The following is a 20,578-nucleotide window of genomic DNA, read 5'->3' on the forward strand; positions in this document are numbered from 1 at the left end:
GCGATGTCGCCAGTCAAGTCGCCTAACGAATCCTCGAATGCGCCGGCGGCCGCGACTCACCGCGCCGGTGCACACCGGAAGCTCGGGGTTTCCGGCCGTGGGCGACTGACCCACGCGTCGGACTCGGGGACCCCGGCACCTGCCGGAGTCGACGACAGGCGATACCGGTAGGCCTGAGGTGACCCGCGTGCCGCCGACGCCGAGGCGGGCCGTCATTCCCGACGCTGCTGATCGCAGTGAGGTGACGGAGGCGCGCACACCACCGGCAAGCCGGGTCAGGCTTCTCGGCGCCCTGGAGGTGGTGGTCGACGGCGTGCCCCGTCCCGTCGGTGGCCTGCGGCGACGCGCCCTGCTGGCGGCGCTCGCCCTGCAACCCGGTGACGCCGTCAGCTCACGCCGGCTGTTGGAGATCGCCTGGCAAGGCCAGACCGCCGCAACCAGGATGAACACGCTGCAGAGCCACCTGACGCACCTGCGCCGGGAGTACGCGCTACGTGGTCTCATCCTCGCCAGAGGCTCCGGTTACGTACTCCAGCTCAGCGATGAGTTCACCGACCTGCAACTCGCCGAGCGGCGAATTCACGACGCCATGCTCGCCGATGATCCCGCGAAGGTCATCGTCGAGCTGCGGGAAGCGCTCGCCGCCTGGCGCGGCCCCTCCCTCAGTGATCTGCGGGACCTCACCTGGTTCAACGACCAGGCCATACGCCTCGACGGCATCCGCCGAGCCGCCACCAACGCTCTCGTCGAGGCCCGGCTGGCAGCGGGCGAGCACCATCAGCTCGTGGCCGAGCTGGGACACGCGATCGAGCAGCAGCCGCTCGACGAGGAACTGCACCGGCAGTTCATGACCGCCCTCTACCGCAGTGGGCGGCAGAGCGACGCGCTGTCGGTCTACCAGCGCCTCAAGCGAACTCTCGCGGCGGACCTGAGTACCGCGCCGCAGGTGGCGACCAACGACCTGTACACGGCGATACTCCGGCACGCACCCGAACTCGACCTGTCCCCGGCGGGCACCACAGCCTCCCTCGGCGGGAAGCTGCCGGCCGCACCGGACTCAGCTGGGGAGGGCCGGGACGAACTCGTCGACCGTGATCATGAGACTGGCCTGATCGATGAGGCGATTCGGGCCGCGACTGCCTCTGCCGGCACTGTTCTGCTCTTCGAAGGGCCCCCGGGAATAGGGAAGACCTCCCTGCTGGAGTACGCCGAAGGGCGGGCCCGGCAGCGCGGTTTCACCGTGCTGAGTGTCAGTGGATGGCCGGTGGAGAGCGAGGCCGCCTGGGCCGGGGCGCGGCAACTGCTCCACGGCGAGACGCTTGCCCTTCGCGAGTCCGGTCGTTCCACCTCCGCAGGCAGCGCACTGGCGCGCGAGGCGTTGCTCGGCTGGGACCAGGAACGTGCAGAGCGCGCCGTCGGCGAGTACGCCCTGCTCGACTCGCTGTACTGGCTGGTCGCCGACGTGGCAGAACACGCCCCGGTCGCACTCATCGTGGATGATCTCCAATGGCTGGATGTGCCCTCGGTGCGCTTTCTGGCCTATCTGAGCGCCCGGTTGGAAGCCCTACCGATCGTCCTGGTCATGGGCCTTCGCAAGGGGGACGACCATCGGGTCGAGCCTCTGCTGTCGGCCTTCACCTCGGTCACCCACGCCCTCGCACCACTGACCGTCTCCGGTTCGGCGCGCCTCCTGACGGCGCTGACGAGCCTGCACCCCGACGATCCGGTGACAGCCCAATGCCGTCGGCTCAGCAGCGGAAACCCGCTGTTGCTGCGGCAGCTCGCCAAACGCATCAACGGCGCCGTGGCCAGCGGAGAGGATCCGGCGTCGGCCCTGGAGGCCGGCTTGCCGGTCATCTCGATGCTGGTCAGAACCCAGTTGGACCACTTCCCGTCCGCCGCCGCGGTAGCGGCCCAGGCCCTGTCGGTGGTGGGTGAGGGCGCCTCGGTCGACGCCCTGGCCCAGGTCGCACAGGCCCGGCCGCAAGAGGTTGTGGAAGGGCTGAGCATCCTTCGCGACAGCGCCTACGTCACTGAGACGGCAGAAGGCTTCGGGTTCGCTCACCCGTTGATCGGTGAGGCGGTGTATGAGGGGGTGGGGCCGGGGGTGCGGGCGGGGTTGCATGTGCGTGCGGCGGGGGTGGCGTTGCGGGTTGGTGATGTGGTGGGTGCGGGTTCGCAGTTGTTGCGGGTGCCGGCGGGGTGGGGGGGTGAGGTGGATGCGGTGAGGGTGTTGGGTGAGGCGGCGCGGGTGTGTCTGGCGCGGGGTGCGGTGGATTCTGCGGTGGCGTTCTTGCGGCGGTTGTTGGAGGAGGATCTGGGTGCGGGTCGGGGGGGTGTGCTGACGCGGTTGGGGATGGCGGAGTATTTGGTGGATACGGGTGCGGCGGTGGGGCACTTGACTGCCGGGTTGGCGTTGGAGACCGATCCGGAGACGCGAGCGCGAACCGCCCTGGCACTGGCCGGAGCCCAGTTCTTCGCGGGTCACGCAGCGCAGGCGGTCGCCGTCTGCCGGAAGGCGCTGGCAGACGGCAGCATCTCGATGTCCGCCCGGCAGGGGCTGGAGTCCTGCATGATCGATGCCGCCTACCCCGCCCGCGATGCTCTCGGCCTGACGCAGATGATCGAAGCACAACGCGAGGTACCCGGCGACGACAGCGAAGGCGGGCTGATGCGCGACGCCGCGCTGTCGCTCTGGGACGCCTGCCGCAACGACCGTCGATCCGCTCAGCAACGCGCCGCGCGCGCCGTCGCCGGCGACGTGCTCATCCGCCAGCCCCTGGCGGAGAGCACCCTGGCCTGCGCGTGGCAGGTGTTGGACGTCTGTGACGCACCGCAGGCGCTGCCCAGCGTCGATGCCGCCATCGCGCACGCCCGGCGCTCCGGTTCACTGCGTGCCCTCGCGCCGGCCATGTGCTTCCGTTCGGCCCTGATGCTCAGCCGAGGCCACCTCGCCGAGGCCGTCTCCGATGGCCGGGCCGGTTGGGAAGCCGTGACGACCTCGTCGATTCACGTCGGTCTTCCGTACATCGGGAATTATCTCGCCCTTGCCCTGCTGCACCGCGGGGACGTCACCGGCACGCGGAAGGTCCTCGCCGACGTCCAGGCCGCCTGCCCCGCGGACATCAGCACCCGGCTGTTCGGCGAAGCACTCATCGCCCTGGCGCTGGCCGAGGACGACATCCCCGAGGCGTACCGCCTCGCCGGCGCCCTGCGGGACGAGTGCGACAACCTCGCCATCGAGAACCCGATCCTCGCCGACTGGCGCTCACCGATGATCATCATCCTGGATACCCTCGGCCGGCGGCGTGCGGCGGAGGACGTCTCCGCGCAGTTCATCGACGTGGCGCGGACGTGGGGCACGCCCCGGGCCGTCGCACGCAGCCTGCGCCTGAGCGCCACCGTGGCGCCCGTCCGGAAGCGACCAGAACTCCTGTCGGAAGCAGCGGAGCTGCTCGGCGGTACGGAAGCCCGCCTCGAACGCGCCCAGACGCTGCACGCACTCGGCGGCGCGCTGCTGCGTCTGGGGTACACGGACGACGCCCGCGAACGGCTGCAGCAGGGTCACCAGATCGCTACCGCATGCGGGGCGATCCCACTACGTGACGCACTTGCTGACCGGTTGCACGAGGTGGGCGCCCGCCCCCGCAAGGGCGACGTGACGGGCAGACGCGGTCTCACTCCGAGTGAGGCGAGAGTGGCCGACCTGGCGGCGCACGGTCTCACCGACAAGGAGATCGCGCAGCAGCTGTACCTGACGACCAGGAAGGTCGAACTTCACCTCACTTCGGCCTTTCGCAAGCTGGACGTCACCACGCGGACCGAGCTGCCAGGGGTGCTGACGCCGGAGCGTCCCTGAGAGCGGTTTGCGCGACGTGAAGCGGCTGCCGGGTGAGCGGTGAGAGCGCGTACCCGCGCCGAACTTCTGGCGGTGACCCGCGCCTGCCTCGTGTTTTCCCCCGCAGCCGACCAGCGGATAGGCCGGTCTGCGGTGTCCCACCGGCGGCCCGGGCGGTCCCACGCCGCGTGGTGGTGGAACTTCACCGGAACCAGGCGGAACGCGAGACGGCATGACAGACCCTGAGAGATTGGGAAAGCATGAAAAGAGGACACGCCAGCGGGCACCGTTGGCGAACGCCCAAGTGGCGCAGCGTCGTGGCCGCCGCCGTCGGCATTCTGGCGGCGGTTCCGGCACTGTCGCTGCTCCCGCAGTCGCAGGCCGCCGCGGTGAGTGGCGACCTGTCGACCAGCTTCGCGTCGAGGACACCTGCACTGGCGGCCAACTCCGACGGCCGGATGGAGTTCGTCCTCACCGACTCGTACGACACCGCGCTGAACCGTTGGCAGTCCACGCCGGGCGGTAGCCAGTGGACCGGCTGGAACGCCTTCAACGGCCAGGTCCGATCCCTGGCCATGGAGGCACGTCAGGACAAGGCGCTGGACCTGTTCGGCCTGAACAAGAACGGTGACATCTGGCACCGTTGGCAGCAGGTCGGCGGATGGACCAACTGGGCCCAGATCGATGGGAACCTGAAGTCGATCGCGGTCGCTCGCGCCGGCAACGGACTCCTCGAGCTGTTCGGCACGAACGCGTCGGGCACGGTGTTCCACCGGTCGCAGGCGAGAGTGAACGCCAACGAGTGGGGCTCGTGGCAGGCCTTCGACGGCCAGCTCGTCTCGGTCGCCGCCGAGACGAACGCCGATGGGCGCCTCGAGGTGTTCGGCGTCAACAAGCAGGGCACGGTGTATCACCAGTGGAAGCAGACTGACGGCACCTGGTCGGGCTGGGCGGCGTTCGACGGCAACATGAGCTCCGTCGCCGTGGCCCGCAACGGCGCGGGACGGCTGGAGCTGTTCGGCACGTCCGTGCGGGGCGAGGTCTTCCACCGCTACCAGGTGGCGGCCGGCTGGTCGCGCTGGGTCAACATCAGCCACACGACCCGGCTGCGGTCCGTTGCCGCCGACGCCAGCATCGACGGCCGGGTGATGGTCGTCGGTGTGAGCACGAACGGCGACGCGTTCTACCGGGAACAGCTGACCGGTGGGGGGTGGTCGACGTGGACTCAGTTGCCCGCCGGCGTGACCCCGCCGTTCCGTGCCGGCGGCAGCATCAGCACCGCCGACGCGCTGCAGACCGTGGGAAGCGCTTCCAGCACCATCGGCTTCGACGGGCTGCCGCTGACCGTGCAGCGGTCGGGCAACTACGCGCTCCGCGCCACCCACTGCAACGATGCCGCGTGCACCACGAGCACCACCGCCGATATCGCGGGTACCCAGAGTTCGGGCACTGTCGCGGCGGTGGAGACCGGGTGGGACGGCCTGCCCGTCATCGCCTTCACCCAGTACGTCAGCTCGGCGCAGCCGAAGGTACTCAAGATCGCCAAGTGCCGCGACCTGGCCTGCACCGCCAGCACGATCTCCGTGATCGACAGCAGCGCACCGGTGCACCCGCAGCTCGACCTCACCATCAGCGGCGACGGCATGCCGGTCGTGGTGTACGCCATCAACGACCCCAACGGTGACGACCCCGTCAAGATCGCGCGATGCAACAACGAGTCCTGCACCAGCGCCACGGTCACGGCGAGCGGGCTGACTTCCGCAGGCGCCGTTCCGGTGCTGACGATCAAGAGCGGCGCCGACGGCCTGCCGAACTTCGCCTTCCAGGGCAGGGCGAACCTCCTGCTCGCGCGCTGCAAGAACGTCGTGTGCAGCTCCTTCGAGAACATCACGATCGAAGCAAGCAACCCTGGCGAACCGCTCGCCGTCAACATCGCCCGTGACGACACGAGCGACCTCACCTATGTCGCGTGGAGCAAGCGGAACTTCAGCAACGGCCAGGCGGAAATCGTCATCGCCCGCTGCAACTTCCGGTTCTGCATCAGCGGTGACCGCAAGACGCTCGTGCCCAGCGGCGAGGTCGTGGACGGAACATTCGGACTCGCATTCGGCGACGACCGCAAGGTCATCGCGTCCTTCAAGGGGACGGGCAACGATCTGAAGGTCGCGCAGTGCGCGGACCAGTTCTGCACCTCGGCCAGCACCTACACGGTGGCGAACGGCGGGAACCAGGGCAACCTCAACTCGGTCCTCATCGGGGCCGACGGACTGCCGATCATCAGCTATCAGAACGGCGACAACAGCCGCCTCCAGCTGGCCCACTGCGACAACCCGAGCTGCTCCGGCTTCCCGAGCACCGGTGAGCCGACCCCGAACCCGACCCCGACGCCGACCCCGACCCCGACGCCGACCCCGACGCCCGGCGCCGGCTACAAGTCGATGGTGCTCTACAACTGCACGCCGTCGGAGTGGACCGTCAGCATCTGGACCCGCGACCTCACCACGGGTGGCGCGTGGCAGAGGAAGACGAGCCTCGACCCGCAGTGGACCTCCGGCGGGACGTGCGGACCCAACGGCTACACGGGCACGCCCTACACGTTCACCATGGAGACCAACCACTACTACGACATCAAGGCGGTGACGATCGAGGCCGCCGGCTGCCCGGACATCCCCGACGGCAACTCCTCTTGCTCGGCACTGGACCTGAAGTACGTACTCGGCAACACCAGCGGTCCCGTAGGCCACCAGATCATCGGAGGCTGAGGCTCACCTCTGCCGGGCGCCGCGGTACCTGACGACTTGTCTGGTGCCGCGGCGCCTGTCGCGTGGCGGCGGATGAGGCGCGCCAACACCTGTGGGTAGTTCGTCACGGTGGCAGCTCATGCCGTGGCGGTCCGACGAGGCACGGCGGCGGATTTCCTCGCCGCGGCTGTTGAGGCGCAAGGCGACCGACCGTAGGCCCACACCGAACTGCGGTACATCAACAGCGAGACCAAGGTGACGATCATGTGGGTGGCCGGAACAGCCGATGGATGTCCGCCTGGCGGTGCCTCGGCGCTGCTCAACATGTCCCATGACAGGTTCACCAACGGGCGTGTGCGGACCGAGGTCGCCGGCGTAGCAGGCAAGCTCAACGTCCTGGTAGGACACCATCGATCATGGTCACCATCGTTACGCGTACGTACTCCGGCACCAGACGACGGCGGCGTTCAGGCGGCCTGCTCATCGTGATGCCGCTCTGACCGGAGTGCAGGTCAAACGAACCCGAGCGGGCACCCGGTACACCTACGATAACTGTGGGGTGTCGCGGGAGGGATCATGACAGACGTTACTGGCGACTTTTTCGCTTCGCTGCCACGGAGAGCAGCGACACTGTGGCTCGCGCCGGTCGAGGGCACCGTGCGATTCGACCTGACAAGCGACGGTCAGGTGGATCACTGGTACGTCACTTTCGCCCGTGATCATGTCGCCGTTACTGCGGAGAACAAGCCGGCCGATCTGGTGTGGGAGTCCAGCCGTTCGTCCTTCCGAAGGATCGTGTCCGGTGCTTCGCCCGCAGCGGCGATCCTGCGGAACGAGGTGCAGATCCAGGGCAGCCTGGACCTTTTCGTTCACCTGGGGGCCCTCTTTCCGAGCGCTCCCGGCTCCCGAGATCCCCGCGAATTTGCCCAGAATTCACGATCTCGCGGTCAGGAAGGAGCCGAGGAGTGAAAGAGCGAGTCAGCATTCTTGACGGAAACAACTTCCTGGTGAGTTCTTCGACCGGTGACGTCGACCCTGACCCGAAGTTTCCGACCGGCCTTTTCTCCTACGACACCCGCTTCTTGTCGACCTGGCAGCTCATGATCGACGGCGGTCGGCTGCACGAACTGTCCGTCGACGACCTGCAGTATTTCGAGGCCCGGTTCTTTCTGGTCCCTGGCGAACCCACCCACTACACCGATGCGCGTACCTCGGTGATCCGTCACCGCACCATCGGTGCCGCCTTCGACGAACACCTGACCGTGCTCAACCACGATGACCGTCCGGTTGACCTGACCCTGCGTGTCGAGATGGCCAGCGACTTCGCGGACCTCTTCGAGATCAAGGACCCGCAGGGGAAGAAGGGCCGCATTTCGGCGGAGGCCAGTCACAACGAGCTTCTGCTGCGCTACCGACGGGACCTGTACCAGCGGGAGACGGTGATCAAGACCAGCACCCGCGGCGCGATCGACCGGCGAGGGATGACCTTCGACATACAAATACCACCGCATGGTCAGTGGGAAACCCACTTCCGGGTGGACATGAGGATCATCGGCGCCAAGGGTAGAGACTTTCGAGAGAGCTTGGCCGCCGCCGGCACTCGGACCACGCAACAGGTCCGGAGCGAACTCGACTCGTGGATGGCATCCGCGCCACGACTCGTGTGCGACTATGAGCCACTGGTCGTGGCCTACCGTCGTAGCCTGATCGATCTCGCTGCCCTGCGCTTCACCTCCACCGTCGGCGGTCTTCAGACGGTGGCGGCCGGACTGCCGTGGTTCATGACCCTGTTCGGTCGGGACAGCATCCTGACCTGTCTGCAGATATTGCCGTTCCTACCCCAAATCATCGCTCCTACCATCCGGCTGCTGGCCGCCAATCAAGCCGTGCGACTTGACGACTTCCGGGACGCCGAGCCAGGAAAGATTTTGCACGAAGCCCGCTACGGCGAGTCGGCCGGATTCGAGGAACAACCCCACTCCCCGTACTTCGGCGCTGCTGACTCCACTCCACTGTTCCTTGTCCTGCTGGACGAGTACGAGCAGTGGACCGGCGACATTCAAGCGGTAAAAGAGGCTGAGCCGTTCGCCCGCGCCGCCCTGGCGTGGATGGATACCTACGCCGATCTTCTCGGTACCGGCTACATCTGGTACCAGACCCGGAACGCGGAAACGGGGCTCGTCAACCAATGCTGGAAGGACTCGCCCGACTCCATCTCGTACCACGATGGGCGAGTGCCCGACTTCCCCCGCGCCGTGTGCGAGCAGCAGGGCTACGCCTACGACGCCAAGATTCGTGCTGCTCGGCTGGCCCGATCCTTCTGGAACGACCCGGCATACGCGGATCGGCTGGAACGGGAGGCCGCGGACCTCAAGGAACGCTTCAACCGCGACTTCTGGATCGAGGACCGAGGGTTCTATGCCCTCGCCCTCGACCCGGACGGCCGGCCCGTCGACGCGCTCTCATCGAACATCGGCCACCTCCTGTGGAGCGGCATCGTCACCACCGATCGGGCCCCCCTGGTGGCCGAGCACCTGATGGGACCGGGCCTGTTCTCCGGCTGGGGTATTCGCACCCTCGCTACCACCGAGAAGCGGTTCAATCCCATCGGGTACCACGTCGGAACCGTCTGGCCGTTCGACAACTCGATCGCGGCCTGGGGGCTGTGGCGGTACGGGTACCGCGCAGAAGCCGCCACCATAGCGAAGGCGATCATTGACGCCTCGCACTGCTTCGGCGGCCGCCTACCCGAAGCATTCGCCGGATACGACCGTGGCCAGACCAAGTTCCCCGTCCAGTATCCCACCGCCTGCAGCCCGCAGTCATGGTCGGCCGGCACGACGCCACTGCTGATCCGCATCATGCTCGGACTCCAGCCCGACCACACTCGTCTCAACAGCGATCCGCACGTGCATCCTGACATCGGCAGCCTCGGGCTTCTCGGGATTCCCGGACGATGGGGGCGGGCGGACGTGCAACCGGCGGCTCAACCCTCGACGTGAGGCCGATCAGCACGAGTCGATATCCTGACGTGCTGCAGGCCTTACCCAGCCGAGCCCACCCGGTGTCCTGGGTCGTCACACGGCCGCAGCATGCGGCGAGGCAGTTCAGGATCTCGTCCGCGGTCCGGGTCTAGACGAACGGCCTTGGCCGGTGTTCCATGCCTCGATCCAGCTCTATACGCCGGATTCGACGTCGGCGAGGCTGCGGCGGCTGGACCGACCGAGCTTGCGGTTGGTCAGCATGGCGAACCAGTGCTCTACGAGGTTGAGCCACGACGCTGATGTCGGGGTGAGTGCAGGTGGAACCGGGGGACGCGTGCCCAGCCAGCGGTGAATGGCCGGTCTTGCGACGCCCAGCGAGACCGCTGCTGGTTCTTGTCAGGGGGCAAGGCCGGCCTGGAGCGCCAGGATGGCGGCTCGTACGCGGTCGCGGCTGCCGGTCTTGGCCAGCACATTGGTGACGTGGGTCTTGACGGTGCTCATGGAGAGGTAGAGGCGTTCTGCGATCTCGGTGTTGTTGAGTCCGGCACCGATCAGGGCGAGCACGTCGGTCTCCCGAGCGGTCAGTTGGTAGGCCGCCAGTTCCACGCGGGTGGCCGGCCCGGTCGCGCGTATCCGGTCGAGGACGGCGCCGGTGACCTCGGCGGAGAGGATCGCCTCCCCGGCCGCGACGGTGCGCACCGCGGCGATCAGGTCGCGGGCGCTGCCCCGCTTGAGCAGGAATCCGCGCGCGCCGGAGGCGATGGCGTCCAAGACATAGGCGTCGTCGTCGAAGGTGGTGACGACGATCACGGCCGGGGCGTGCGGGATCGCGGCCAGCTCGCGGGTGGCTTGCAGGCCGTCGAGTACCGGCATGCGGATGTCGACCAGGGCGACGTCGATGCGGGAGTCGTGACGCACGGCGTCGAGTAGTTGCCGACCGTCGGCGGCCTCAGCTGCGACGTGGATGTCGGGTTGGGAGCGCAGGATCAGGCTGAAGCCGTCGCGGATTAGCTGCTGGTCGTCGGCGATCGCAACGCGGATCACGGGTTCGCCACCGGCAGGTTGGCCTGAACGATGGTGCCGCCGCCCGGTCGCTGGCTCAGCTCCCAGCTCCCGCCGCGAGCGCGCACGCGCTCCTCGATGCCGAGTAGGCCCGAGCCGCGCGTGGGTGCACGGGGCGGCCCGATGCCGTCGTCGCTGACCCGCAGACGGGCGCGGTCGCCGATGCGGACCAGTTCGACGCAGGTGGCCGTGGCTTTCGCGTGGCGGGCGATATTGGTGAGGGCCTCCTGGACGATGCGGTAGACGGTCAACACGCCGATCTCGTCCAGGCCTGGCTCAGGGTCCAGACGTACCTGCACCGTCACGCCCTGCTGGCGCAGCGGCTGCGCGAGTATCTCGTCGATGTCGGACAGGCGCGGCGGCGCGCTCACCGCGATCGCCGCTTCCGGGTCGCGCAGGTGCACGACGAGCGTGTCGAGCTCGCTCAGTGCGGTGCGTCCGCTGTCCGCGATCGCCCGCAGCGCCGCCCCCGGATCGTCACTGAACTGGCCCGCCTCGGCTTGAACCACCATCGCGGTGACGTGGTGGCCGACCACGTCATGCAGCTCGCGGGCCAGGTTCGTGCGCTGCTCGAGCCAGGCTGCCTGGCCGCGCAGCTCGCCTGCTTCCCGGGTGAGGGCGTAGCCGCGTGACCACGACCGGATCAGGATCGCCAGGAGGTAGCCGGCCGTCACGAAGACGATCGGCTGCTCGTACAGCCCACGCTGGTCAAGCAGCGTGACAGCGAGGGCGCCGGCGGCGCCGGTCAAGCCAGCCACCCACCCCAGCCACGGGCGTCGGGCCGGGTCTTCGCAGGTCGAGACGAACACGAGGCCGGCGGCAGCGAGGCCCAACTGCACCGACTCCCCGGTGCTCACTACCGCCACGAACCCGGCGCAGACCGCGAAGACCAGGGCCCGGTAACGGGGCCGCAACGCCACGGCCCCGAGGCCGATGGGCAGCACCAGCGGCGCCCAGCCCGCCGGCACGGAAACGCCCCCCTCGACGGTCGTGACCACGACGGCGACGATCAAGCCCGCGGCGCCGTAAGCGAGCCGGCGCACCCGCTCGGGGTCGCGCCATCCTTCCCGGTTCCTGGTCCTCACCTGCATAGTCTCGGCGATCAGCCCGGTAGCCGGCCAGGTACTCCGGTACCAGATCGGCCGGCACCCCGGTGCCTCCCCCCGCCACCAAATCGGCACCTCGGCACGTTCCGCCCGGAACGCTCACCGCACGATGCTGCAGAGGTGACTCTTGTTGAGCCCCGCACCGCTGTCACCGTCGGCCCTCTCCGTACGGTTCCCAACTACATCACGGCCATCCGCACGATCGTCTCTGTCACCGTCGGTGTCGTCGCCCTCGTCGCCGGCTCCGTCGTACTGCTGGCGGTGGCGTACGGCATCTACTGGCTCGGCGATGTGCTTGACGGCTGGGCCGCCCGCAGGCTCGGACAGGAGACCCGGGCGGGGGCCGTCCTCGATATCGTGAGCGACCGCGCCTGCACCGCGGTGCTCTGCGTGGGTCTGGTCTCACTCGTGCCCGACGTCGCGGTCGTGGCCCTGGTGTTTCTGCTCTCGTTCCTGGTGCTCGACACCATGCTGTCGCTGGCGTTCCTGTGCTGGCCCGTGATCAGCCCCAACTACTTCTACCTGATCGACCGGCGGGTATGGGCGTTGAACTGGTCGCCCATGGCGAAGGCCGCCAACACCGCCGGGGTGATAGGCGCCATCGCGTTCGGGCAGTACCGGCTCGCGCTGGCCGTCGCCGTCGCCGTCGTTGCGGTCAAGCTGTGGTCAACCGCGGCGATGATCCGGCTCCTCGAACGGGACGGCCGGGCATGAGCACCCTCGCCGAGGCGGTGCTGACGCTCGGGTACGGTCTTGCCTCGGCCCTCGTCCCGATCGTCAACGCCGAGGCCTACGCCGTCGTCGCCGGAAACCGTGGCGGCCACGCCCTGGTCGCCGTCCTCGCCCTGGCGCTCGGGCAGACCACCGGCAAACTGCTCCTGTTCGAAGCCGCGCGTCGCGGAACGGGGCGGCTGGCCCAGAAACTCGCACATCGGGGCCGATCAGGTCGCGTTGCGGCCGGGGGCACCCGTTGGGCCGGGCGGATCCAGCGCTGGCTCTCCCGCCGGCGCACCGCCCTACCGATGGTGCTCGCCTCCGCCACAGTCGGGGTTCCACCGCTGGCCGTAGTCAGCCTCGCCGCCGGCACCGCGGGCCTTCGACGGCGCGAGTTCGCCGTCGCGTGCCTACTCGGGCGAGTGCTCCGTTTCGCCCTCCTCGTCCTGCCAGCGGCGTTGGCCTAACCCCCGCCTGTCGTCGAGCACCCCGAAAGAAATGTCGCCGAGGTGCGGAGCTGTCACGGTAGCGGCACCTCTTTGGGTCGAGGCGTCGGCAGCAGAGAGGTCTCCAGCTCAACGCCGCCCTGCACCGCATCGCGATGATCCAAGCCCGCTGCCACCCACCGGCCCGAGAACTCGTCGCACGTTGCAAAGCCGGCGGCGACGGCGGTCTCGAGGCCCTCCGCGTCCGCAGCGGCGTCTCTCCGACGTCATCTACCACGCGCTACGCGCCGACCTCGTCACCCGCCGCCATCTGAGGGTGCCCGCGTCTGTCACAAGGAACGGGCCGCCTGTCCCGCCCCCTCAGTGGGCTCGGGACAGGCGGCCGCCCGTCGAGCGCTCAGTCTCGAGGACCTGTGGAGCGTCCGGGAGATGTGCGGATCGCGATGGCGCAGGCCAGCCCTGCGAGTACGGCTGCCAGCACGAACCCCCGGGCGAAGCCTGACATCACCGCATCATGAACGACTGCCTCAGCAGGAAGACCCAGGGCCGTGGCATCAGCGAGCTGGTCCTCGGTGACCCTGGCTGCCACGGACGCCAGCACCGCCACTCCCACCGTGCCGCCCACCGCCTGGAACGTGCTCAGCAGCCCTGACGCGATGCCCGCCTCATGTTCGGGCACGTCGGTCATCGCGGCAGCGGCGTTGGCCACGAAGGTCGTGCCCACCCCTGCGCCCAGCCCGACGAGACAGGGCAGCAGCATGGTCACATAGGCATCGCCCGCATCCAGCTGGACGAGCCACAGCGCAGCGAGCATGGCGGCTACCGTGCCGCCGACCACCATCCGGCGCGCGCCGTACACCGGCACGAAACGGCGAGTGGCCAAGGCGAAGATGAGCACGCCCACGCCAATGGGGAGGAACTGGAGTCCGGTTTCCATGGGCCGTCGCGCGAAAACGTCCTGCAGCGCGCGGGTGAGGAAGAAGAAGGAGGGGTAGAGGCAGGCGAAGAGCAGCATGGCGATCAGGTAGGCGCCGAGCCGCGTGCGGTGCCGTAGCAGGCCCAGCGGGAGCATCGGCTCTGCGACTGCTCGCTCGACCTTCACGAACACACCGAACAGCAGGACTGACAGCACGAGCGCGGTGTGCGCGGCCGGGTCGTCCCAGCCTTCGCCGCCGGCGCGGATCACTCCGTACACGAGCGAGGTCAAGGCGGCGGTGCCCGAAAGGGCGCCGAGGAGGTCGAGCCGCCGCCGACGTCCGGCGGTGTCGGGCAGCACCTTCGGTGCGGCGACGGCGAGAAGCAGGCCGATCGGCACGTTGACCAGGAACACCCAACGCCACGAAGCCGCCTCCGTGAGGATGCCCCCGAGTACGAGTCCGAGAGTGATGCCGAGTCCCGCCATCGCACCGTACGCGATCATCGCCTTGTTCCGGCGCGGTCCGGGCGGATGCAGCGTGGTGATCAAGGACAGTGTCGTCGGTGTGGCGAGGGCGGCGCCAAGGCCCTGGATCGCGCGCGCGGCCAGCAGCACCGACTCATCCTGGGCCAGGCCGCCGAGCAGAGACGCCGCAGTGAACAGCAGCACCCCGACGACCAGAGTCCGCCGGTGCCCGAAGAGGTCGCCGGCGCGGCCGCCGAGCAGCAGCAGTCCGCCGTAGGTGAGCGTGTAGGCGTCGATGACCCAGGCGAGCGACGCGTTGGACAAGGCGAATTCGGTCTGCACGGCTGGCAGCGCCAGGTTGACGATCGTGACGTCCAGCGTCGCCATGAGCTGCGCCACGCAGATCAACGGCAGCGCAAAGGCGCTCAAACGCGAGGTCGTCACGGAATGACGGGTGGACACGATCACTCCCGAGTATGGATGGCGGCGGCTGAACTGCCGGTATGGCGTTCCGTGATGTTCCGGTCGAACGTCTCGTCCGACCGGCAGCACCTGCCGGAACGCCTGACCAGGCGGCACACTGCCGCTTCATGAGGGAGGAAAGCCGGCATGGCGTTTCGGTTTCCGGACTTCGCTGACCTGTGTTGTGCACGGACGCAGGGGAGATGGGAGGCAACGTTCGACAGCTACGATCAGCGAAACGAGGACGTGTACTACTGGCTCACGCCGCACGAGGCGAGTGCGGGCGAGGAGATCGTCGTGCGGGTCGGCCTGTACTGGGCCGGGGCCGACTGGACGACTCCGCACTTCCGGCTCACGCTGGAGGCTCGTCTCCTGGACGCGTTGAACCGGTCTTGCTGAGGACGGGCGACCTAGCGGTCCGTGCGCGGGTCAGAAGGAGACGACGAGGTCGCCGGTGCGGTCGCTGCTGGCTGCCGACCCGCCGATCAACGAGCCTTTGCAGATCTTGTCAGTGTCGATGTCGGCACGTGCCGATCACACTTCCCGGGCTGTGGTGAACTGCGGCACGAGCGGAACGGTGGTGACCACGTGCAGCGTGGCGCCCGCGCTGAGGCACTCCACCTGGTGGCCGGCGTCGCCGGGAAAACGCGCAAAGTCCCCCTCCGCGAGCACAACTAGATCCTTGAGGGGGCCGGCGCGCACCTCACCCTCGATGACGTAGAGGTGGTGCAGCGTTCCTGGCGTCCCAGCCTCGAAGGACCGGCGATGTTCCTTCTGTGAATGGCGCAGCCGCAGGATCATTGTTCGCACATAGCCAGAGCCGTAGACCTGGTCCATCGCCCGCACCGCCCAAGCCGGATCGACGTTCTCCCAGCCAGCCGCCGCGCCCCGTTGGACGAACACCGGCGTCCCCCATTCGGTCAGGAGCCGCCGGACGGTGAGCTGCAGGGCGTCGGCTATCGCACCAAGCGAGTCGACGGTTGGATTGCCGCTGCCCTGCTCGATTTTTGACAACGTCTGCTTCGAAAGACCGGCGCGCCGGGCTAGGTCGCCGAGCGAGAGTTGACGCTCTTGTCGGAATCGTCGGACGTTGCGAGCCACCATCCGGTTTGTCTCACTCACTGCCCCTCCGTCTGTCACTTTTAATTGCCCTATCGTCATTCTTGACTGGCGACCGAGCGGACGTCAATGATAGTCACCCAGGCGAAACGTCTCCGTCATTAGCCGCTCAGGAGAGGGCATGACCAGCACAGACCTGATTCCCCAAGCCGAGCGGACCGCGGTGGACAAGGCGCTGAGCCTGCTGACGGCGTTCGGGTCGCAGTCGGGTGCGGGACTAGGCGTGTCGGAGCTTGCTCGCCGGGCGGGCCTGACCAAGTCCACGGCCTTCCGCCTCCTCGGCGTCCTGCAGCGCAACGGAGTCGTGGAGCGGGTCGGTTGCAACTACCGGCTCGGCCGAGCACTGTATGAACTCGGCGGTCACCTCTATTCGCCTGCGCATGAACGGCTCGGTGCGCTGCTGACGCCGTTCGTGGTCGAGCTGTACGAGCTGACCCATCAGACGGTCCACCTCGGAGTGCTGCGCGGCACTGATGTCATGTACGTCAATCTGCTCTACGGCCACCAGCGGGTACCGTGCCCGTCGCGACTCGGCGGCGTCGTGCCGGCCTATTGCACCGCCCTGGGAAAAGTGCTGCTCGCCTACGACGCCGATGCCACCGATGCGACCCTCAGCCGAGGGCTGCAATCCTTCACCGAGCAAACGATCGTGGTGCCGGCCGAGCTGCAGGCCCGGCTGGCCGAGATACGTCGGGACGGAATCGGGTTCGACAACGGCGAGGCGCGTGTGGGGCTGACGTGCATTGCGGCTCCTGTCTTCGGGCCGAACGGCCGGCCTGCGGCCGCGATCTCGGTGTCCGGAGCAGCAGGGCGGTTCAATCCACGGATGCACGAAGCGGCGCTGAGGCGTGTCTGCTACGCCGCGAGTCGAGCCCTGGCAGCCGCTCGGGCTCCGCGAGTTGGGGGGGAGTATCCCTCTGGGGTTGGTCAAGCGGCGACCGGGTCGGTTGGGCTTGGCTGACAGGGGATCGTGTCGCGGAGCATGGTGTACAGGACGTCGCATCGGTGGCGGGCGGACGAGGGCCGGCGTTCTGGCCTTTGCGACCAACCTCCCTGGGAGTACACCTAGGCCGCTGGACCAGGCGTCGGACTGCCGGCAGCCTCGTCACGAAGAGACCAACCCCCAAGGGGTGGGACGATCATCTCAGGGCCCAGGTGCCTTACGCCGGGTTCGTGGACGAACAGGCGGAGAGCGGCGTCGCGCAGGTCGACGTCGACGACATAGCGAAAGCCGGCCTGTTCGGCGGCCACGGCGGCGGCGCCATCACCTTCGGCTGCGGCGAAAACGAGCCGCCGGCAGTGTGGGTTGCTCGCCTTGATCGTGGTGATCGCCTCAGCCAACAGTTCTCTGGTTACCCTGCCGGAGACGCGGACCTCGACGTCGTGTGCGCCGACCGGGTAGGCGGCTCGGAGGCGTCCTTCGGCGCACCGCTCTAGCGTGAGCCGTACGTCGCTCACCCTCATTCGGCGTCCCCAGAATGGGTGACGAGCTGGCGGATAGCCTTCTTGTCGAATTTTCCTGACGCATTGCGCGGCATGTCCCGAACAACGGTCAGTCTGGTCGGCAGCTTGTATCGGGCGAGCTTCGGCGCGGCGTGGTCGCGGACATCGTTCAGATCGGCCGACGCCCCGCTGGCCATGGACATCACGGCGACGACGCTCTCACCCCACTGCTGGTCCGGGATGCCGACAACCGCGACATCAAGGGCGCCCGGGAAGTCGGCGAGCACCGCCTCGACCTCGGCCGGGTAGACGTTCTCTCCACCGGAGATGATCATGTCCTTGAGTCGGTCAACGATGAACAGGTAGCCGTCCTCATCGACATAGCCGATGTCGCCGGAGTGGAACCAGCCGTCCGAGTCGAAGGCGGCCGAGGTCGCCGTCGGACTCCGCCAGTATCCCGGTGTCACGTTCGGACCTCGGACAACCACCTCGCCGGCTATACCCGAGGGCACCGGCCGGCCGGTCACCGGATCGACGACGCGGACCTGGGTGTAGGGCATCGGAATCCCGGCGGAGCCGAGCTTGTCGTGGGTCCGTTCGACCGGCAGGTGTGTCGCGAACGGTGCCGTCTCCGTCAGACCCCAAGCCTGCTGCAGCAGGACGCCGTGCCGGGCGAATTCAACGAGAAGGCTCGGCGGCACCGGCGCACCGGCCACGATGATGGACCGCAGGGCCGTAAGATCGGCGTCGAAGAAGCCCGGGACCCGGGCGAGAGCTGCGAACATCGCCGGCACGCCGAACGTCGAGTTCACCCGGTAGCGCACATAGTCGTCGATGGCCTGGTCAGGCTTGAAGCCGCGGCGGACCACGACGGTTCCGCCCCGCACGAGATTCCGCAGGGTGAAGGAATTCAACGCGCCGATGTGGAACAGCGGGGCGGCGGCGTGCGTCACGTCGCCGCGGCGGGTGTCAACCATCGCGTCGACGTTGACGGCGTTCCACCAAGCGTTGCCGTGCGTCAGGATCACGCCTTTGGGCAGTCCGGTGGTGCCGCTGGTGTACATCAGGATGGCCGGGTCGTCGAAGCCGCGATGTGCGATGTCCGGGTACGGGGTGGTGGCGGCGATGGGCCCGGACCACGGCTGCCAGGGGCCGGTCGTCTCCCCGACCGGCACGCAGGGGTCGTCGTCGACGAGGAGGAACTGCTTGAGCGCGGTTCGGGCAGCGACGGCCGCAATGACCTGACAGTGCCCGGGCTCGGCCACGATGACGCGGGCACCGCCGTCCTCGAGGATCTGCTGCAGCTCGGGGCCGGCCAGCCGGAAGTTCAGGGGAACGAAGATGGCGCCGAGCCGGAGCGTGCCGATGAGCGTCACAAGGAAAGCGGCACTGTTCAGGCCGGCATAGGCGACCCGGTCTCCCGGCTCGACCCCCTTGGCCGCGAGGACCGCGGCGAGGCGGGCGGCCCGGTTGTCGAGTGCGGCGGCGGTCAGGTCGCCGCCCTCGTAGCGGATGGCCACCTCGTTCGGAAAGTAGCGGGCGCGGCGGGCGACACCGGCGGCCGGATTGATGTTGACGAACTCCATCGGTGTCCTCCTCACAACTGGCCGCCGCCGGCGGCGGAAGCGAAGCCTCGCACCCCGATGCCACCATCAGCCTGAATGGCGTGGCCCGTTATCGTGCCGCTCTGCTTCCGTGATGCGAGCAGTACGTATGGGCCGGTGAAGTCCTGCGGGTCGGTGCTCGAGTCGTACAACGGGATCGGCGGAGGCGGCGCATCGGCGGCCCGACGGTCGAACGATGCCGCGATCATTCGCTCGGCGAGACCGAGTGCGGCCGGGCCGCGCAGGTCCGTGCGCATCCCACCGCAGGCGACCCCGTTCACCCGGACCTTGGGGGCCAGCTCAAAGGCCAGTTCGCGCATGAGGCCGAGGCAGGCGTGCTTGCTTGCCGTGTAGACCGGGCCACCACCGTTCACGTAGAACGACGCGTTGGAAAGGGTCATCACGATACTGCCGCGGCTGGCGACCAGCTGTCGCCAGGCGGCCTCGGCGGCTAGCAGGTAGCCCTTGACGTTGGTCGCGAAGACCTCGTCGAACACCGCCTCCAGGTCCGCCGCCGACAGGCGGGTGAGCGCGCGCTGGTAGTCCCAGATCCCCGCATTCGCGACGAGCGTGTCGAGCCGGCCGAATCGTTCCACCGTTTCGGTGACCGCCCGGTGCAGGTCCTCACTGGACCGGACGTCACCGACGACACCGTGGATGCGCTCGGGGAACCGTGCGCAGAGCCTCTTGAGCTTGCTGGCGTCGCGACCGAACACGACCACCGAGGCGCCCTCCGCGACGAAACGCTCGGCGACCGCAGCGCCGATGCCAGCTCCGCCGCCGGTGATCAGTGCTACATCCCCCGCCAGCCAGCCGGTCATGAGCCGGCCTCAAGGAAGTCGGTCACCAGGCGTTCGAAGTCGGCCTGCCGTTCCAGCTGGACCCAATGGCCGCAGCGGCCGAAGACGTGCAGCTGCACGTCGCGGAGCTGCTTCAGCATCAACTGGGCCCCGTCGAGGGTTATGGTGCGATCGTCACGGCCCCACAGCAGCAGTGTCGGCGCCGATATCAGGTGGAGGTCACGCCAGAGCGGATCCATGCCGCCGCGTTTGGCGAATGCGGCGTTGTAGTGGTGGTAGAAGGCAACGTGGCTCTCGTCGAGGGACGCCTCGTATCGGGCACGGATGACATCGGCGCCGAACTGCCGATGGTCGAAAACCATGGTTCGGATGAAGTCCGCCATCTTCTTCTCGCTCGGCCCGGTGCCGTTGTAGTACCGGAACATCGCTTTCTGCCCCTCGGTGGGTGTGGGACCGAAGGGCAGCCATCCCCCGCCCGGTGCCATGAGCACAAGTCTGTCGACGCGATCGGGTCGCTGTTGTGCCATCGCAATCGCGGCCGCACCGCCGAGGCTGTTGCCGAGCAGGTGAAACTGTTCGATCCCGAGCAGGTCGAGCGCCTCGAGCAGGGCCTCAACGGTGATCTCGGTGATCGACCGCTCGTCGAGGTCGACACCGGTGGGCCGGTAGCTGCCGCCGAAACCGGGCTGGTCGGGCAGCACCACCCGGAAGTGGCGGACCAGCGCGGAAAGGTTCTGATGGTAATTGCTGACGCCGGAAGCCCCCGGGCCGCCGCCGTGGAGCATGACGAGGACCGGCCCCGCACCAGCTTCGGCGACCGCGATCTCGCCGAGGGACGTCAGCGCTCGTCGGGTGTTCAAGGCAATTGCGCTCGTCAC

General features: G+C 68.1%; 16 protein-coding genes. 9 read left to right on the plus strand and 7 right to left on the minus strand.

Translation table 11 applies throughout. The annotated features are described in order from the left end of the window. Positions 1 to 187 precede the first annotated feature (187 nt). From OG767_RS10250 to OG767_RS10265, 4 genes are all read left to right on the plus strand, one after another. Complete coding sequence (locus OG767_RS10250) at positions 188 to 3,859, plus strand: BTAD domain-containing putative transcriptional regulator (RefSeq protein WP_405093167.1); 3,672 nt, start codon at positions 188 to 190, stop codon at positions 3,857 to 3,859. A 296-nt stretch (positions 3,860 to 4,155) separates the two neighbouring features. Continuing rightward, the gene (locus tag OG767_RS10255; protein WP_405093168.1) at positions 4,156 to 6,600 is read left to right on the plus strand and encodes a tectonin domain-containing protein; all 2,445 of its coding nucleotides are present in this window, start codon (positions 4,156 to 4,158) and stop codon (positions 6,598 to 6,600) included. 555 nt (positions 6,601 to 7,155) lie between these two features. Then, complete coding sequence (locus OG767_RS10260) at positions 7,156 to 7,548, plus strand: SCP2 sterol-binding domain-containing protein (RefSeq protein ID WP_405093169.1); 393 nt, start codon at positions 7,156 to 7,158, stop codon at positions 7,546 to 7,548. Beyond that, positions 7,545 to 9,581, plus strand: coding sequence for a glycogen debranching N-terminal domain-containing protein (locus OG767_RS10265; protein ID WP_405093170.1), 2,037 nt, complete (start codon positions 7,545 to 7,547; stop codon positions 9,579 to 9,581). The genes OG767_RS10260 and OG767_RS10265 overlap by 4 nt, the downstream gene beginning before the upstream one ends. A 378-nt stretch (positions 9,582 to 9,959) precedes the next feature. Here the strand turns inward: OG767_RS10265 and OG767_RS10270 are convergent, their stop codons facing one another. Further along, the gene (locus tag OG767_RS10270) at positions 9,960 to 10,607 is read right to left on the minus strand and encodes a response regulator (protein WP_405093171.1); all 648 of its coding nucleotides are present in this window, start codon (positions 10,605 to 10,607) and stop codon (positions 9,960 to 9,962) included. Then, on the minus strand, positions 10,604 to 11,710 hold the full coding sequence (locus tag OG767_RS10275; RefSeq protein WP_405093172.1) for a sensor histidine kinase: 1,107 nt from the start codon (positions 11,708 to 11,710) through the stop codon (positions 10,604 to 10,606). The genes OG767_RS10270 and OG767_RS10275 overlap by 4 nt, the downstream gene beginning before the upstream one ends. Positions 11,711 to 11,851: 141 nt before the next feature. Here OG767_RS10275 and OG767_RS10280 point away from each other — a divergent pair, with 141 nt between their 5' ends. Beyond that, positions 11,852 to 12,445, plus strand: a complete 594-nt coding sequence (locus tag OG767_RS10280; protein WP_405093173.1) for a CDP-alcohol phosphatidyltransferase family protein — start codon at positions 11,852 to 11,854, stop codon at positions 12,443 to 12,445. Then, positions 12,442 to 12,912 carry a hypothetical protein gene (locus tag OG767_RS10285; protein ID WP_405093174.1) on the plus strand — a complete coding sequence of 157 codons (471 nt, stop codon included), beginning with the start codon at positions 12,442 to 12,444 and terminating at the stop codon, positions 12,910 to 12,912. Before OG767_RS10280 ends, OG767_RS10285 begins: the two co-directional genes overlap by 4 nt. A gap of 376 nt (positions 12,913 to 13,288) precedes the next feature. On the opposite strand, the gene OG767_RS10290 is transcribed toward OG767_RS10285, so the two are convergent. Then, on the minus strand, positions 13,289 to 14,740 hold the full coding sequence (locus tag OG767_RS10290) for an MFS transporter (RefSeq protein ID WP_405093175.1): 1,452 nt from the start codon (positions 14,738 to 14,740) through the stop codon (positions 13,289 to 13,291). Between the two features lie 240 nt (positions 14,741 to 14,980). Between OG767_RS10290 and OG767_RS10295 the strand changes: the two genes are divergently transcribed. Next, entirely contained in the window at positions 14,981 to 15,133 is a 153-nt protein-coding gene (locus tag OG767_RS10295) for a hypothetical protein (protein ID WP_405093176.1), read from the plus strand. A gap of 135 nt (positions 15,134 to 15,268) precedes the next feature. Here OG767_RS10295 and OG767_RS10300 read toward each other — a convergent pair whose 3' ends face one another. Beyond that, positions 15,269 to 15,856: a helix-turn-helix domain-containing protein gene (locus tag OG767_RS10300; RefSeq protein ID WP_405093177.1), complete on the minus strand. Its 588-nt coding sequence runs from the start codon at positions 15,854 to 15,856 to the stop codon at positions 15,269 to 15,271. A gap of 118 nt (positions 15,857 to 15,974) precedes the next feature. Here OG767_RS10300 and OG767_RS10305 point away from each other — a divergent pair, with 118 nt between their 5' ends. Together OG767_RS10305 and OG767_RS10310 are read left to right on the plus strand one after the other, a co-directional pair. Next, on the plus strand, positions 15,975 to 16,814 hold the full coding sequence (locus OG767_RS10305) for an IclR family transcriptional regulator (protein WP_405093178.1): 840 nt from the start codon (positions 15,975 to 15,977) through the stop codon (positions 16,812 to 16,814). A 212-nt stretch (positions 16,815 to 17,026) separates the two neighbouring features. Beyond that, on the plus strand, positions 17,027 to 17,290 hold the full coding sequence (locus OG767_RS10310; protein ID WP_405093179.1) for a hypothetical protein: 264 nt from the start codon (positions 17,027 to 17,029) through the stop codon (positions 17,288 to 17,290). Between the two features lie 23 nt (positions 17,291 to 17,313). Here OG767_RS10310 and OG767_RS10315 read toward each other — a convergent pair whose 3' ends face one another. From OG767_RS10315 to OG767_RS10325, 3 genes are read right to left on the minus strand one after another with little or no spacing between them, the layout of a single operon-like run. After that, on the minus strand, positions 17,314 to 18,882 hold the full coding sequence (locus OG767_RS10315; protein ID WP_405093180.1) for an AMP-binding protein: 1,569 nt from the start codon (positions 18,880 to 18,882) through the stop codon (positions 17,314 to 17,316). Positions 18,883 to 18,893: 11 nt separating this feature from the next. Next, positions 18,894 to 19,721, minus strand: coding sequence for a 3-(cis-5,6-dihydroxycyclohexa-1,3-dien-1-yl)propanoate dehydrogenase (gene hcaB / locus OG767_RS10320; RefSeq protein WP_405093181.1), 828 nt, complete (start codon positions 19,719 to 19,721; stop codon positions 18,894 to 18,896). Further along, positions 19,718 to 20,578, minus strand: coding sequence for an alpha/beta fold hydrolase (locus OG767_RS10325; RefSeq protein WP_405093182.1), 861 nt, complete (start codon positions 20,576 to 20,578; stop codon positions 19,718 to 19,720). Before OG767_RS10325 ends, hcaB begins: the two co-directional genes overlap by 4 nt.

The sequence above is a fragment of the Micromonospora sp. NBC_01392 genome, assembly GCF_045040125.1.
GTDB lineage: Bacteria > Actinomycetota > Actinomycetes > Mycobacteriales > Micromonosporaceae > Micromonospora.